Annotated in this window: 17 protein-coding genes; 12 read left to right on the top strand and 5 right to left on the bottom strand. The window is 65.9% G+C overall.

The features are described from left to right. Window positions 1-18: 18 nt before the first annotated feature. Window positions 19-420: an ectoine synthase gene (locus WBB14_RS16560; protein ID WP_332014467.1), complete on the top strand. Its 402-nt coding sequence runs from the start codon at window positions 19-21 to the stop codon at window positions 418-420. A 31-nt stretch (window positions 421-451) separates the two neighbouring features. Here the strand turns inward: WBB14_RS16560 and WBB14_RS16555 are convergent, their stop codons facing one another. The 3 genes from WBB14_RS16555 to WBB14_RS16545 all read right to left on the bottom strand — a co-directional run bounded on the left by WBB14_RS16555 (window position 452) and on the right by WBB14_RS16545 (window position 3,045). Next, on the bottom strand, window positions 452-1,126 hold the full coding sequence (locus tag WBB14_RS16555) for a GntR family transcriptional regulator (protein ID WP_332014466.1): 675 nt from the start codon (window positions 1,124-1,126) through the stop codon (window positions 452-454). A gap of 53 nt (window positions 1,127-1,179) precedes the next feature. Further along, on the bottom strand, window positions 1,180-2,025 hold the full coding sequence (locus WBB14_RS16550; RefSeq protein WP_424240811.1) for an urea carboxylase-associated family protein: 846 nt from the start codon (window positions 2,023-2,025) through the stop codon (window positions 1,180-1,182). 96 nt (window positions 2,026-2,121) lie between these two features. Beyond that, window positions 2,122-3,045: a LysR family transcriptional regulator gene (locus WBB14_RS16545; protein WP_424240810.1), complete on the bottom strand. Its 924-nt coding sequence runs from the start codon at window positions 3,043-3,045 to the stop codon at window positions 2,122-2,124. A 164-nt stretch (window positions 3,046-3,209) separates the two neighbouring features. On the opposite strand from WBB14_RS16545, the gene WBB14_RS16540 reads away from it, so the two are divergent. Then, the gene (locus tag WBB14_RS16540; RefSeq protein WP_424240809.1) at window positions 3,210-3,692 is read left to right on the top strand and encodes a VOC family protein; all 483 of its coding nucleotides are present in this window, start codon (window positions 3,210-3,212) and stop codon (window positions 3,690-3,692) included. A 17-nt stretch (window positions 3,693-3,709) separates the two neighbouring features. After that, on the top strand, window positions 3,710-4,378 hold the full coding sequence (locus tag WBB14_RS16535) for a flavin reductase family protein (protein ID WP_424240808.1): 669 nt from the start codon (window positions 3,710-3,712) through the stop codon (window positions 4,376-4,378). A 23-nt stretch (window positions 4,379-4,401) separates the two neighbouring features. Here WBB14_RS16535 and WBB14_RS16530 read toward each other — a convergent pair whose 3' ends face one another. Next, window positions 4,402-5,334, bottom strand: a complete 933-nt coding sequence (locus tag WBB14_RS16530; protein ID WP_424240807.1) for a LysR substrate-binding domain-containing protein — start codon at window positions 5,332-5,334, stop codon at window positions 4,402-4,404. A 171-nt stretch (window positions 5,335-5,505) separates the two neighbouring features. Here WBB14_RS16530 and WBB14_RS16525 point away from each other — a divergent pair, with 171 nt between their 5' ends. From WBB14_RS16525 to WBB14_RS16500, 6 genes are all read left to right on the top strand, one after another. Beyond that, on the top strand, window positions 5,506-6,417 hold the full coding sequence (locus tag WBB14_RS16525) for an amino acid ABC transporter substrate-binding protein (RefSeq protein WP_424240806.1): 912 nt from the start codon (window positions 5,506-5,508) through the stop codon (window positions 6,415-6,417). Between the two features lie 93 nt (window positions 6,418-6,510). Beyond that, window positions 6,511-7,257 carry an amino acid ABC transporter permease gene (locus tag WBB14_RS16520; protein WP_424240805.1) on the top strand — a complete coding sequence of 249 codons (747 nt, stop codon included), beginning with the start codon at window positions 6,511-6,513 and terminating at the stop codon, window positions 7,255-7,257. A gap of 9 nt (window positions 7,258-7,266) precedes the next feature. Then, window positions 7,267-7,956 (top strand): amino acid ABC transporter permease, encoded by a 690-nt coding sequence (locus WBB14_RS16515; RefSeq protein ID WP_424240804.1) that lies wholly within the window; start codon window positions 7,267-7,269, stop codon window positions 7,954-7,956. Window positions 7,957-8,013: 57 nt separating this feature from the next. Beyond that, a complete protein-coding gene (locus tag WBB14_RS16510) occupies window positions 8,014-8,748 on the top strand; it encodes an amino acid ABC transporter ATP-binding protein (RefSeq protein WP_207467447.1) in 735 nt (244 codons plus the stop codon). A 5-nt stretch (window positions 8,749-8,753) separates the two neighbouring features. Beyond that, window positions 8,754-9,809, top strand: a complete 1,056-nt coding sequence (locus WBB14_RS16505) for a threonine aldolase family protein (protein WP_424240803.1) — start codon at window positions 8,754-8,756, stop codon at window positions 9,807-9,809. 42 nt (window positions 9,810-9,851) lie between these two features. After that, window positions 9,852-10,757, top strand: coding sequence for an EamA family transporter (locus WBB14_RS16500; RefSeq protein ID WP_424240802.1), 906 nt, complete (start codon window positions 9,852-9,854; stop codon window positions 10,755-10,757). An 84-nt stretch (window positions 10,758-10,841) separates the two neighbouring features. Here the strand turns inward: WBB14_RS16500 and WBB14_RS16495 are convergent, their stop codons facing one another. Further along, on the bottom strand, window positions 10,842-11,138 hold the full coding sequence (locus WBB14_RS16495) for an acylphosphatase (protein ID WP_424240801.1): 297 nt from the start codon (window positions 11,136-11,138) through the stop codon (window positions 10,842-10,844). Between the two features lie 159 nt (window positions 11,139-11,297). Between WBB14_RS16495 and WBB14_RS16490 the strand changes: the two genes are divergently transcribed. From WBB14_RS16490 to WBB14_RS16480, 3 genes are all read left to right on the top strand, one after another. Further along, entirely contained in the window at window positions 11,298-12,194 is an 897-nt protein-coding gene (locus tag WBB14_RS16490) for a phytanoyl-CoA dioxygenase family protein (RefSeq protein ID WP_424240800.1), read from the top strand. A 205-nt stretch (window positions 12,195-12,399) separates the two neighbouring features. Then, window positions 12,400-13,563: an alpha-hydroxy acid oxidase gene (locus WBB14_RS16485; RefSeq protein WP_424240799.1), complete on the top strand. Its 1,164-nt coding sequence runs from the start codon at window positions 12,400-12,402 to the stop codon at window positions 13,561-13,563. Between the two features lie 105 nt (window positions 13,564-13,668). After that, complete coding sequence (locus WBB14_RS16480; protein WP_424240798.1) at window positions 13,669-14,742, top strand: extracellular solute-binding protein; 1,074 nt, start codon at window positions 13,669-13,671, stop codon at window positions 14,740-14,742. The last annotated feature ends 5 nt before the right edge of the window (window positions 14,743-14,747 follow it).

Raw genomic sequence — 14,747 nt, 5'->3', positions numbered from 1 at the left:
CATACGCGGACCTGATCCATGATAGTTATCCACAGCGACGACCTGACCGACACCGAACGCCACGCCCGGGGACCGGGCTGGGAGAGCAAGCGCATCATCGTCAAGCGCGACGGCATCGGGTATTCGGTGCACGAAACCCGAGTTTTCGAAGGCGCCGAGCTGCACCTGCACTACAAGCATCACTACGAGGCGAACTACTGCATGGAAGGCGAAGGCGAAGTGCTGGACGTCGCCACGGGCGCGACGCACGCCATACGGCCGGGCACCCTCTACGCGCTGGATAAGAACGACCAGCATGTGCTGCGGGCCGTGAAGGGAGACCTGCGCCTGGTCTGCGTCTTCAATCCGCCTTTGAGCGGACAGGAGACGCACCGGGCGGACGGCAGCTATGCCGAACCTGAAACGGAGGCGCGCGCGTAGGCGCCTGTCCGTCGACCGCGTCCTGCGGTCCCTATTTGGCCTGCTGCTTGAGGCGGGTCAGCACGGCCATCAGCGTGCGTTCGGAATCGTCGAGATAGTCAGTGAGGGCTTGTGCGGCCAGGTCGCGCCGGCCCTCCACCAGCAGGCCGTGGATGCGGCGCTCGCGTTCGATCCAGTCGGGTGTCTGGATCAGGCTTTCGTCGACCTCGGACGCGAATACCAGCCGCAACTGCGCACAGAGCGTATGAAAAAACTCGTCCAGCAGGCGGCTGCCCAGCTGCGCGACGATGTGCTGGTGCACCTGCAGGCTCAGCGTGCCGACATTGCGCCATTTTTTCTTGGACAGCGCGCGCTCGGCGGCGTCAATGGCTGCAAGCATCTTGTCCAGCAAGGCGGGCTGCAACGGCAGGCTGCCGGCGATGGCCTGCAGTTCCAGGGCGCGGCGGGCCGCGTAGATCTCGCGCAGGTCCTTGCGCTCCATGCGGCGGACCACGACCCCCTTGTGGCGGATGAACGTGGCCAGCCCTTCGCGGCCCAATTGATGCAGGACTTCGCGGATCGTGTTGCGCGATGCGCCATAGTCAGCAGCCAGATCGACTTCGACCAGCTGCGTGCCGGGTGGCAACTTGCCTTCCATGATGTCATCGCGCAGTTGGTGGCTGATGCGTTCGGCGATCGAGATTCCGCTGTCGCGTTCGGCGGGCATGATGGCATGGGCTCCTGGCAAGGCGCCGCGGCGGGGCCGGGCGCCTGTTGTTGTTATTTCCACTCGACCTTTTCAGGGTGCAGTCCGTGGACGCCCTTATACGGTGAAACCTCGGGCGGTGTCCAGCCTTGCAGCAGGGCGGAATCCAGCGCATAGACCTCCACGCCCAGGGGACGGCACACATCGATGGGATCGCGCGCATCGGGGCCCCACATCGGCACGGACAGGTCGCCGCCGGGGCAGGTGGACAAGGCGCAGAGCAGGTCCATTTCGGCGAAGAACTCCAGATAGTCGCCCGGCTTGGCAGGACATGCCTTCATGAAGTACTTGTCGTCGTCGTTCAGCCCGGTGACCTGGAACACGTTGAGAACATCGTGGACATCGAATTCTGTCAGGCCATGCGGCGCCACGGCCCGCGTCAGGTTGGAATGGCAATGGAAGTGGAAGTCCTCGCCGCTGAGCAGCTTGTTGACGTAGGGATCGCAGCGCGTGCCCAGCAGATCGTGCACCCGTCCGCCGTCGCTGTCCGTGCCATAGCCGGCCAGCGTGTCATCGGTGATCGTGACCATGGGGCGCAGGTACGGCAGCGTGGACCAGATGCGGTCGTGGGTGCTCACATGCGCCTGTTGCAGCTGGCGGGTCCGGGATGCCCACATGCGTTCGCGCGGGTTGTGCAGGTTCCACATATTGAAGTCCGCGACTTGCGGGCCTTCTAGTGTGACGATGCGGAAGACATGGCCGGCGGGGACTTTCCAGGCGAAGCCGCTGCGGATGGGAACGACGTGCGATTCAACGAGTTTGCGTCGCGCCGGGTCGGCGACGAGTGTCCGGTAGAAATCCCGGTCCACATTCAATACCGAACCCTTGCTCACCTGGTACGCCGCGGGGTAATTCGACATGGCCTGCCTCCTGGAAACGCTCCTGGATCCAATGCCAGGATTGTTGAACAATTGTGAGGCAGTATACAGGAGAGGGAAAGGCCAGGAACCCTATTTTTACGGGGTCGAGGAAGCCTCCGCGGGCGTGCCGCAGACCTGCTTGATCGTCTGCCGCAGCCAACGGTGCGCGGGGTCGCTGTCCAGCCGCGGCGGCCAGGCCTGCACCACGGTGACCGGGTGCATGGGCACCGGCACCTGGAAGGCGCGCAGCTTCAGGCCCAGGCGTTCGACGCCGGGCATCAGGTTCTCGGGCATGGATGGCAGCACCAGGTCGGAATCGGCCAGGGCGAAGATCGCGGCATGGAAAGTGGGCGTGATCAGCGTGACGTGGCGCGCCAGCCCGAGTTCGGCCACGGTGTCGTCGATCGGGCCTTGCGCGCGTCCCCGGCGCGAGACGCTGACGTGGTCGTAGGCGCAGAAGCGCTGCGGGGTGATGGGGGCCTTGAAGATTGGGTGTTCGTTGCGCGCCAGGCCGCAGAAGGCGGTGGTGAACAAGGTTTGCACCTTGATGTCGGCGCCGAACTTCTGCGAAGAACCGATATAGAGGTCGGCGTCGCCGCTGAGCGCGTCGGCGTCGTGATTGCCTTCGGAGACGAACCGCAGCACGGCGCGAGGCGCGTAGCGGCGCAGGTGCTCGCGCAGCCGGCCGCCGTAACCGCCCACGAAAACGTCGTTGGCGCGCAAGGTGAAGACCCGCGTCAGGGTCGCCAGATTGACGTCTTCGCCGAAGGCGGTGAAGACGGCCTGCGCCTGTTCGATCACGTGGCGCAGCTGTTCGTGCAGCGCCAGCGCCCGAGGCGTGGGCGCCAGGCCGCGGCCGGAGCGCACCAGCACGGGGTCGCCGACGGCTTCACGGATGCGCGCCAGGCTGCGGCTCATGGCGGGCGTGCTCAGGTTCAGGCGGCGCGCCGCGCCGACGACGCTGCCTTCCTGGATCAGCACATCCAGGGTCAATAGCAGGTTCAGGTCTAGCGGTTTCATGCGGCCTAGCATAGCGCGGCGGATAAACCGGATGGGCGCTCCAGGGTTGCGTCTGATGCACTTCTCGATTGCGCCGGACGGCATTCCCCGGCGTCCGGGCCGGGACCAACATTCCAGCCTTGGCCGCGCGTGGGCGCAGGCCGATGAAAACCAAGGAGAGACAAATGGCGCTGGAAGTTCTGGAGCTGCATCATCACGCCGTGCGCATGCCGCTGGATAAAGTCGCGGCCATGGGTGTGTTCTATGGGGATGTGTTGGGACTGGACACGGACCGGGGCCGCTGGGAGATTCCGGGCATTGCCGGGTACTTCCTGGACATGGGCAACGACTGCCAGATCCATCTGCTGGGCAGCGACGGGCCGTCGCCCTATTCCCAAGGCCCGGGCTGTGACCCTGTGGAAAACCACGTGGCGCTGGCGGTGCGCGATATCGCGGCGGCCGAGGCGGAACTGCAGCGCCTGGCCGTGGACTACTGGAAGCTGGACAATGTGGCGGCGCCCGAGCTCATGCAGCTGTTTTTGCGCGACCCGGTCGGCAACCTGATCGAGCTGCATCAGATCGGCCGCTGCCGCTGCAAGCGCAGCGACCGCGCCTTCGCCGACGCGAAGGCCGCGCAAGGCGCCGCGCCCAAGCAGGGCCAGGGCTGAGAGGCCTGGGATAAGCCATGTTCATCGATCTGAACGACCTGGCGGGCCCCGCCCGCTACAAGCTGCTGACCGCGGCGATCGTGCCGCGGCCCATTGCCTGGATCGTGTCGCGGGACGCCGAAGGGACGACGAACGTGGCGCCGTTCTCGTTTTTCAACCTGATGTCGGGCGATCCGCCGCTGATCTGCGTCGGTATCGGCGTGCGCGGCGACGCGCCCAAGGACACCGCGCGCAACATCGCCGAACGCGGCGAGTTCACGGTAAGCCTGGTGTCCGCGCCGCAGGCCGGCCGGATGAATGTGACGGCGGTGGATTTTCCCCCCGGCGTGGACGAGTCCCGCGAAGCCGGCCTGGAGCTATCGCCATCGCGGCGCATCGAGGTGCCCTGGGTAGCGCAGTCGCCGGTGGCGTTCGAGTGCCGCGTGCATGAACTGATGCGCATCGACCGCCGCAGCCTGATCGTGGCGCAAGTGGCGGCCATGCACGTGCGCGACGACGTGGTGGCGGACCGGGAACATCTGTATCTGGATGGCCCCGCGATGGACCTGCTGGCGCGCCTGCACAATCCGGGCTGGTATTGCCGGCCGCAGGCGGCCTTTCAGATGCCGCAGCTGACGTTGGCGCAATGGGAGGCGATGAAGCTGTCGGGCGAGGCCGAGCGGTATCTGGAGCGGGGCCGCGGATAGCACTGGAGACTGGGGCGCGGCTGTCAGCGCCCTGATCGCGCCTTCAAATCCCCCATCTCCTCCAGCATCAGCTGATGCGCATAGCGTGAGAACACGCTGACCAGCCGCGTCCGCGTGTGATACGGCGGATAGAGCAGCGCCACCGTCACCGGCACGGCCGGGCTGAAGGGGCGGATCTCGACGTTGTGGGCGGTGTATTCCTCGCGCGCGGCCAGCGGGTTGATGAGCGCCACGCCCAGGCCCGCGCCGACCAGGGCGCAGATGGACGAGCCCAGGCCGGCCTCGGCCACGGTCTGGCGTTCGACCTTGGCCGTCTTGAACACGGCGTCGATCTTCTCGCGCAGCGGCGTGCCGCTGGTAAAAGCCACGAAAGGTTCGCCGGCGAAGTCCGCGGGCTTGAGCTTTTTCAGCTTGGCCAGGCGATGGCCCTTAGGCAACACCGCCACGCAACTCATCGTCAGCACGGGTTCGACCTGGATGCCGGGGGAGTCTCCCGACAGCATGGCTAGCCCCGTGTCGCAAAACCCCGAACTGATCCAGTTGTGCACCGTGCTGGCGTTGCCGGAATGGATAGACACCATGACATCCGGGTATTCCGTCTTGAAGGCGGCGACGATGCGCGCCAGCAGGCCGCCGGCCAGCCGCGGCATGGCGGCCACGCTCAGGCGGCTGGCGCTGAACGAGCGGATGCTGGCCGCCGCCGATTCCAGGCCGGCCAGGCCGATGAAGGTCTTTTCCACTTCCTGGAAGAAGCGCGACCCGTCCTGCGTCGGCGTCAGGCGGCTGCCGTTGCGGTCGAACAAGGCGAACTGGGTAATGGCTTCCAATTGCGCAATTAAGCGGCTAACGTGCGGCTGCGAGGTGTGCACGCGCCGCGCGGCGGCGGTCATTGAGCCGGTCATCATGACGGCGCGGAACGCCTCGATGTGCCTCAGGCCCATCCGTGGAATGGCCATGTCAAATCCGTATAGAGGAATACTTGATTGGAACTGGATAAAACCATACCGCTAGTTGATACTTTTTGCCAGCCGCGGGGCTCATCGCGGGACGAGGCGGTTGCCGGCCTGGCCGGATCCGCTGATCGTGAACATAAGCACGCGCCGCATGAACGGCGCCAAGGGAATCAGATGAAAGCACTTGCTGCGATCTCCGCCGCCGTGGCCCTCTTGGGTAGCGCCGCCTCCGCCCACGCCGAAGGCCCCAGCCGCCTGGACAAGATCAAGGAAACCGGCGTGATCACGCTGGGCCACCCGGAGACCTCGGTCCCCTTCGCCTATCTCGACGGCAACCAGAAGCCGATCGGCTACACGGTGGAGATCTGCCAGGAAGTCGCCCAGTACGTGAAGGCCGCCCTGAAGCTGCCCAAGCTGGAGGTGCGCTACAACCCGACGACTTCCGCCACGCGCATTCCGCTGCTGGCCAACGGCACCATCGACCTGGAATGCGGCAACACCACCAACAACCTGGACCGCCACAAGCTGGTGTCGTTCGCGCCCACGACCTTCGTGGCGCAGGTGGTGCTGGTGGCGCGCAAGGACGGCGGCGTGGACCCCAACAACCTGGAATCCTTCCGCGGCAAATCCATCGCCGCGCAGGCTGGCGGCCAGACCTTCCGGCTGATCTCGCAGCTGAATGCCAAGGGCAACCTGGGCATCACCATGGCGCCGACCAAGGACACCGCCGAAACCATACTGATGGTGGAATCGGGCCGCGCCGCGGGTTCGGCCAACGATGACGGCATCGCCTACGGCGCGGTGGCCTCGTCGAAGAATCCCGACGCCTTCGTGATCGGCACCAAGGGCCTGGAAATGGCGCCCTACGGCATCATGGAGCCCAAGGACGATCCGGCCTTCAAGAAGGTGGTGGACGACGCGGTGCGCGATCTGATCAAGACGGGCAAGGTGGCCGCGATCTACGACAAGTACTTCAATGCGCCGATCCCGCCCAAGCAGATCAACCTGAAGTACCCGATGAGCGATGCCCTGAAGCGCGCGCTGGCCAATCCGACCGATTCCGGCGATCCCAAGGCGTACGAGTAAGCAGGCTGCGCGCGGGACGCCGGACGTCCCGCGCACTGCCGGGCAAGGATGCTGGCCGCCAGGCGCGGCCGGTGTGCTCATCAAGGGACGAGGATGAATTACAACTGGAGTTGGAGCGTCTTCCTGGAAATGTCGCCGAACGGCGTGCATACCTTCCTGGAGACGATCTTCATCGGCGTGGGCTGGACTCTGGCGCTGGCCCTTACCGCATGGGTGTTCTCGCTATTGTTCGGGGCGTGGCTGGGCGTGATGCGCACCGCCAGTTCGCGCCTGCTGAATGCGCTGGGCGCGACGTATGTGGAGGTGTTCCGCAACATCCCGCTGCTGGTGCAGATGTTCCTGTGGTATTTCGTGCTGCCCGAGCTGCTGCCGCATGCATGGGGCCTGGCCATGAAGCAGATGCCGCAGCCCTGGGGCCAGTTCGTGCCGGCGGTGCTGTGCCTGGGATTCTATGGATCGGCGCGGGTGGCCGAACAGGTGCGCGCGGGCATACAGTCGCTGCCGCGCGGCCAGTTCCAGGCGGGTACCGCGCTGGGCCTGACGGAGACGCAGGTGTACCGCTACATCATCCTGCCGGAAGCCTTCCGCATCGTGCTGCCGCCCTTGACCTCCGAGTTCATGGGCACCATCAAGTATTCCTCGGTGGCGCTGACCATCGGCCTGCTGGAACTGACGGGACAGGCCCGTTCCATGCAGGAGTTCAGCTTCCATATCTTCGAGGCGTTTTCTGCGGCCACGGTGATCTACCTGATCATCAACGGCATGGTGGTGCTGGGCATGCGCCTGCTGGAACGCCATGTCGCGGTTCCCGGACTGATCGGTTCGGCGAAAAGGCCCTAGGGTAGCGACATGGGCAAATTCGATTTCGATGTGATCTGGGCGGCGCTGCCCTATCTGTTCAAGACGGGCATGACGTTCACGCTGACGCTGACCGTGCTGGCGGGCGTGATGGGCCTGGCGCTGGGCACGCTGCTGGCGATGATGCGGCTGTCGCGCTTCAAGATACTGTCGGTGCCGGCGGGCATCTACGTGAACGTGATGCGTTCGATTCCGCTCTTGCTGGTGATCTTCTGGTTCTATTTCCTGGTGCCCTACATTGCCGCCTGGGTGGTGGGGTCGCCCACGCCGCTGCGCGTGGGGGCGTTCAATTCGGCGGTGATCACCTTCACGCTGTTCGAGGCAGCGTACTTCTGCGAGATCATGCGCGCGGGCATACAGTCGATCGCGCGCGGACAGGTGTCGGCCAGCATGGCGCTGGGCCTGAATCACTGGCAGGGCATGCGCTATGTGGTGCTGCCGCAGGCCTTCCGCAACATGCTGCCGGCGCTGCTGACGCGCATCATCATCCTGTTCCAGGACACCTCGCTGGTGTATGTGCTGTCCTTGACCGACTTCCTCGGCGCGGCGGCCAAGATCGGCCAGCGCGACGGCCGGTTGGTGGAGCTCTATCTGTTCGTGGCGGTGGTGTATTTCGTGATCTGCTTCACGGCGTCCCGCCTGGTCAAGCTGCTGGAAAAGCGTACGCGGGTGCTGCGCTAGCGCAGCCCTTCCAGTTATCCACAGGTTCCAACAATGCAACTCTCTTCCCAGCCCCCGATGATAGCGATCAAGCAGGTCAGCAAGTGGTACGGCGACTTCCAGGTGCTGGACGATTGCTCCACCACAGTGGACCGCGGCGAAGTCGTGGTGGTGTGCGGGCCGTCGGGCTCGGGCAAGTCCACGCTGATCAAGACCGTGAACGCGCTGGAGCCCTTCCAGAAGGGCGAGATCCAGGTCAACGGCATTTCGGTGGGCGATCCGCGCACCAACCTGCCCAAGCTGCGCGCGGTGGCCGGCATGGTGTTCCAGCACTTCGAGTTGTTCCCGCACCTGTCGGTGACCGAGAACCTGTGCCTGGGCCAGCTCAAGGTGCTCAAGCGCGGCAAGGACGAGGCCCGCCAGCGCGCGCTGGCCCTGCTGGAGCGCGTGGGCCTGTCGGCGCACAAGGACAAGCATCCCGGCGAACTGTCTGGCGGCCAGCAGCAGCGCGTGGCGATTGCGCGCGCCCTGTCCATGGACCCGGTGGTCATGCTGTTCGACGAACCGACCTCGGCGCTGGATCCGGAGATGGTCAACGAGGTATTGGACGTGATGACCGACCTGGCCGCTGAGGGCATGACGATGATGGTGGTGACCCATGAAATGGGGTTTGCCCGCCGCGTCGCCGACCGTGTGATTTTCATGGACGGCGGCAAGATCGTGGAAGACTGCGACAAGGAGCAGTTCTTCGGCGATGTGGAGGAGCGTGCGCCGCGCACGCGCCAGTTTCTTTCCAAAATCCTGCAGCACTGATAGCCATGACCCAGACCCACTCCGCCGCCGCCCGCGCACCCGTCGACCTGCGCAGCGACACGGTCACCCATCCCACCGCGGCCATGTACGAACGCATGCGCACCGCGCCCATCGGCGATGACGGCCTGGACGGCGACCCCACCGTGCGCGAGCTCGAGGCATACGTGGCCACGCAATTGGGCAAGGAAGCCGGGTTGTTCGTGCCCAGCTGCACCATGGCCAACCTGCTGGCGGTGCTGGCGCAGACACAGCGCAATGAACAGGTCGTGCTGGAATCAGCCGCCCATATGTACACGTCCGAGCGCGGCGCGGCTACGTTTACCGGCTCGTTCTATTTGGGCGTGCCTGGTTCTGATGGCGCCATGGACCTGAACCGCCTGGAGGAAGCCTTGCAGTCCGGCGGCCACAGACTGAAGACGGCGCTGGTGACCATGGAAACCTCGCACAACAATGCCGCCGGCGCGGTGCTGCCGCTGGACCACATGCAGGCGGTGCACGGCATGGCGCGGGCGGCAGGAGCGCCTGTGCACCTGGATGGCGCGCGGCTGTATAACGCGGCGGTGGCGCTGGACGTGGCGGCGGGCGAGATCGCCTGCCATGCCGACACGGTGTCCCTGTGCCTGTCCAAGGGCCTGAGCGCACCGGTAGGCGCGGTGCTGGCCGGCAGCCAGCCTGTCATGGCCCGCGCGCGCGTGCTGCGCCGCATGTTGGGCGGCACGCAGCGCCAGTCGGGCATCATGGCGGCGGCTGGCCTGGAAGGCGTGCAGACGATGGGCGGGCGGCTGGCCGAGGACCATGCCCGGGCGCGCCGCCTCAGCGCGGGCATCAACCGCCTGGGGCCGGCCATTTCGGCCACCGAGCCGCAGACCAACATCGTGCAGGTCGAGACTGCCGCTTCTGGCAAGAGCAATACGGAATGGGTCGCGGCGCTGCAGGCGGCGGACCTGCTGGTGCGCCCCTGGGGCCGCACGCGGCTGCGCTGCGTGACCCATCGCCACATCGCCGACATCGACATCGACGCGGCCGTGCGGGCTTTCGAAACGGTGCTGAACGCCGGCTGATCTGCTCCGTTCCGCGGGTTGGGCGCGATGCGATAATGCCGCATGACCACGACCCATCTTTCCCGAAAAGACTATCTCTGCGCACTGGCGGTCGTGGTCATCTGGGGCACCAACTTCGTCGCCATGAAAGTCGGCATGCGGGGCCTTTCCCCCATGCTGCTGGGCGCCCTGAGATTCGCGCTGGCGGCCTTCCCCCTGATTCTCTTCGTGCGCGCGCCGCGCCTGCCGTGGCACTGGGTGGCGGCCTACGGGCTGGTGCAGGGCCTGGGCCAGTTCGGGCTGCTCTTCACCGCGCTGAAGTTCGGCATGCCGGCGGGGATGGCTTCGCTGGTGATCCAGACGCAGGCTTTCTTCACGCTGCTGCTGGCCGCGCCGCTCCTGCATGAGCGTGCGCAGCGCCATCACTGGATCGGGCTGGGCGTGGCGGCGCTGGGGCTGGCGGTCATCGCCGGCGGGCGCGGCGAGGGGCCGGGCCAGATGACCATGCTGGGCTTTGCGCTGACGCTGGGCGGCGCGTTCATGTGGGCCGTGTCCAACATCATCGTGCGGCTGGCCAGTCGCAAGTCGCCCGGCTACGACCCGTTTGCCTTCATCGCCTGGAGCAGCGCCGCGCCGGTGCTGCCCTTCCTGCTGCTGGCCGTGCTGATCGACGGCTGGGAGCCGGTGGCGGGCATGGTTGTCGGCATGGGCTGGGGCGAGGTCCTGTCGGTGTTGTACCTGGCGGTGCTGGCCACGTTGGTGGCCTACACGCTATGGACGCAATTGCTGACGCGCCACGCCGCCGCCAAGATCGCGCCATTCTCGCTGCTGGTTCCCGTGGTGGGACTGTGGGCCGCGTCCATGGCCTTCGGCGAGCGCCTGGAGCCCTTGCAATGGCTGGGCGTGGCTGGCGTCCTGGCCGGCCTGCTTTTCAATCAGCTGGGCGGGCGCTGGCTGCGCACGCGCTGAGCCCTCCGGCAGGCGCCATCTTTTCCCTCGACGGCCTTATCAGCCGACCAGACTAAGCCATAAAGGCGAGCACGGCCGGCGGCCTCACAGCTGCTCGAAACGGATGTAACGCTTATCGCTGTACTCCCGGCGGGTGGTGATCTCTTCCACGCTGGCGCCCGGGGGGCCGCGCCGCAACCATTCCAGCATGTGGTCGACCTGGTCGGCGGTGCCCTGGACCATGGCTTCGACCGTCCCGTTCGGCAGGTTCTGCACCCAGCCCGTGGCGCCCAGCATGTGGGCGCGCCGGACCGTGGCGTGGCGGTAGCCCACGCCCTGCACGGCGCCGGTGACGGTGACGTGCACGGTCTCGATATGGGTATCGGCTTTAGGGTCTTGCATTGTTTCTCTCTTGGATGAGGCGCCGAGCTCGGCGATGTACGTAGACGGTAGTGACTACGGCGGATGGTCTATAGGCCCGGGGGGCGGCTGGCGATACGTTAGAGCTCATGTCAAAACGTGCCAACGGGAACACCGTTACCAGAGCTTGGAGAAGCCATTATGGAAGAGACCAGTTTGTTGTCGGAAGCTGAGACAGCGCGGTACAGGGAACAGGGTTACCTGGCCCTGAAGGACATGTGCCCGCAGGACGAGGTGGGTTACATCCGCAGGACGCTGCTCGACCTGTTCGCGAACAAGACCGGCTACAACGAGGGTGCGCAGTATGACTTTGTGAGCCGCGACGACCCGTCCAAACCCGCCAAGTTTCCCAGTTTGCACGATCCGCGCCATTATGCCCCGGGCCTCCTGAAGACCGAGTACCACGAGCGCACCCTGGAACTGGCGCGCCAGCTGCTGGGGCCGGAAGCCGCCCTGTACGGCGAGCACGCCCTGCTCAAGCCTGGCCCGCACGGACCGGAAACCCCGTGGCACCAGGACGAGGCCTTCCGCTCGCCGGACTTCATCTACAACGAACTCAGCATCTGGCTGGCGCTGCAGCCGGCCACGACGGAAAACGGCTGCATGCAGTTCATCCCGGGTTCGAACAAATGGGATGTGCTGGAGCACCGGTCGCCGGGCGGCGACAAGACCCTGCATCCACTGGAATGCTGCGGCGACTTTGCCCGCGATCAGGCGGTGCCGGAACCGCTGGACCCGGGTGGCATCACGGTGCACGACGCGCGCACCCTGCACTTCACCGGGCCCAACACCTCGCCGTCGCCGCGCCTGGCCTACATCCTTATCTACAACACGCCGCCGGTCTACAAGCCTGGACGTCGCGAGTTCCCGTGGCTGGAAGGCCGCTGGACCGACAGCCAGACCCGCAAGAAGCAGTGGCACAAGCGCGGCGGACTGGCCGTGGACGTGATGCGCCGCCTGCCGGGCGCGCGGCTGACCAGCCCGCGCTGGGTGGCTTGGGCCACGATCCGGGCAGTGTCCAAGGTCTGGCCGCGATAACGGGGGCGCAGGGGCCGCAAGAGTCCCTGCGATAAGGGGGGCGAACGAGGCCGGCAAGCGACGCTTGCCGGCCTCGGCGCGTATACTGGGCGGCGTTGCGGACCCTGGGAGGCCCGCGCAATCGCTGGAGCTGCCCGCAGCTGGCGGCCCGGCGTCTAACAATAATGAGCCGCAGCTGGCGCCCCATCACTCCATAGACCACTCCATGACCGCTAACCTTTCTACGATCACCTGCATCGAAGATCTGCGCGCCATTGCGCAGAAGCGCGTGCCGCGCATGTTTTACGACTACGCGGATTCCGGCGCCTGGACCGAAGGCACCTACCGCGCCAACGAAAGCGATTTTCAGAAGATCAAGCTGCGCCAGCGCGTGGCGGTGAACATGGAAGGCCGGTCGCTGCGCACCACCATGGTGGGCCACGATGTCATCATGCCGCTGGCGATTTCGCCCACGGGCTTGACCGGCATGCAGCACGCCGACGGAGAAATCCTGGCGGCCAAGGCGGCGGCGGATTTTGGCGTGCCCTTCACGCTCTCCACCATGAGCATCTGCTCGCTGGAAGACGTGGCGCACGCGACCAAGAAGCCTTTCTGGTTCCAGCTCTACGTGATGCGCGACCGCGAGTTCGTCGCCAACCTGATCGACCGCGCCAAGGCCGCCGGCTGCTCGGCGCTGGTGTTGACGCTGGACCTGCAGATCCTGGGCCAGCGCCACAAGGACATCAAGAACGGCCTGTCGACGCCGCCCAAGCCGACCTTGCGCAATCTCATCAACCTGGCCACCAAGCCGCGCTGGTGCATGGGCATGCTGGCCACCAAGCGCCGCACCTTCGGCAACATCGTCGGCCACGCCAAGGGCGTGAGCGACCTGTCCTCGCTGTCGGCGTGGACCGCCGAACAGTTCGACCCGCGCCTGAGCTGGGACGACGTCGAATGGATCAAGCAGCGTTGGGGCGGCAAGCTCATCATCAAGGGCATCCTGGACGTCGAGGACGCGCAACTTGCCGCCAATAGCGGCGCCGACGCGCTCATCGTCAGCAATCATGGCGGACGCCAGCTGGACGGCGCCATGTCGTCCATCGCCGCCCTGCCCTCGATCGCCGATGCCGTCGGCTCCAAGATCGAAGTGTGGATGGATGGCGGCGTGCGTTCCGGCCAGGACATCCTGAAGGCCGTGGCGCTGGGCGCGCGCGGCGCCATGATCGGCCGCGCCTTCCTGTACGGCCTGGGCGCCTACGGCCAGGCCGGCGTGACCCGCGTGCTGGAGCTCCTGTACAAGGAAATGGATACGACGATGGCGCTGTGCGGCCGTCGCTCGATCGAGCCCGGCGACCGCAGCATCCTGCTGCCCGGAACCTACCCGAACTGAACGGTTCGGCGGCCCATGAGAAAAAGCCTGGATACGGTAGCGTGCCAGGCTTTTTTCGTTGGCGCACCGCTCTGGAAGAGCGCATGAGCAAACGCAGGAGCCTCCATGACGCGTAACAAACAAGACGAGTCGCGCCGCCCGGGCGCGGGCAAGCGGCTGCTGGGCGCAGCGCTGGCGGCGTTGCTGTCGGCCGGGGCCGCGGCGCAGCAGACCACGCTGCATGTGGGCATGAACGGCGGCGACATGGCGCGGGTGTTCACGCAACATGTGTTTCCGGCTTTTGAGCGTGCCCATAACGTCCGGATCGTGGTGGAGCCGGGCATATCGACAGAGGTGCTGGCGCGGGCCCAAGCCGAAAAGGACAAGCCGCGGTTGCATCTCATGTTTCTGGACGACGGCATCATGGCGCGCGCGATATCCATGGGGCTGTGCGCGCAGCTCGATGACGATCCGGTGTTGAAGGAGCTGTATCCCACCGCGGTGAAGAAGGACCGCATGGCCGCGGGCATCGATATCGGCATGACCGGCCTGGGCTACAACACCAAGGTGTTCGCGGAGCGAGGCTGGGCGCCGCCGACGTCGTGGATGGACCTCGCCGATCCGAAGTACAGGGGCCAGGTCGTGGTCCAGTCGGCTTCGAGCAGCACCTTTGGCCTGCATGCGTTCCTGATGATCAACCGCATCCTGGGCGGCGACGACCGGAACTACGGACCGGGCTTCGCGCAGTGGCCGACCGTGGTCGGCCCGAACGTGCGCGAATACCTGCCGGATTCGGCGCGCCTGGCAGACATGGTGCAGGCCGACGAGGCAGTGCTGTTTCCCTGGACGCCTACGGCCATCACCCGCCTGAAGAAGCGCGGCGTGCACGTCGAATACGCGCAACCCAGGGAGGGCTCGATGATCCTGATGGTGGGCGAGTGCGTCGTCGCCGGCAACAGCGAACCGGAGCTGTCGCAGAAGCTGGCGCTGTATCTGCTGTCCGAGCGGGCGCAGACCAAGGCGCTGGAAATGGGCGGGCACTTTCCATCCAACCGCAACGTGCTGGCGCCCGCCGACCACGCGGACGCGCTGCAGCGATTCCAGGGCTATATGTCGAACGCCAAGATACCGAACTGGGATCAGATCAACGAGACCCGGCCCGCGTTCAACGCGCGCTGGAACCAGGAAATCGGGCGCTGACGGCT

This window comes from Achromobacter sp., from assembly GCF_049647645.1.
GTDB lineage: Bacteria > Pseudomonadota > Gammaproteobacteria > Burkholderiales > Burkholderiaceae_B > Achromobacter.
The sequence above is the reverse complement of the archived record's forward strand: the minus strand, read 5'-3'. Positions and strand labels throughout refer to the sequence as shown.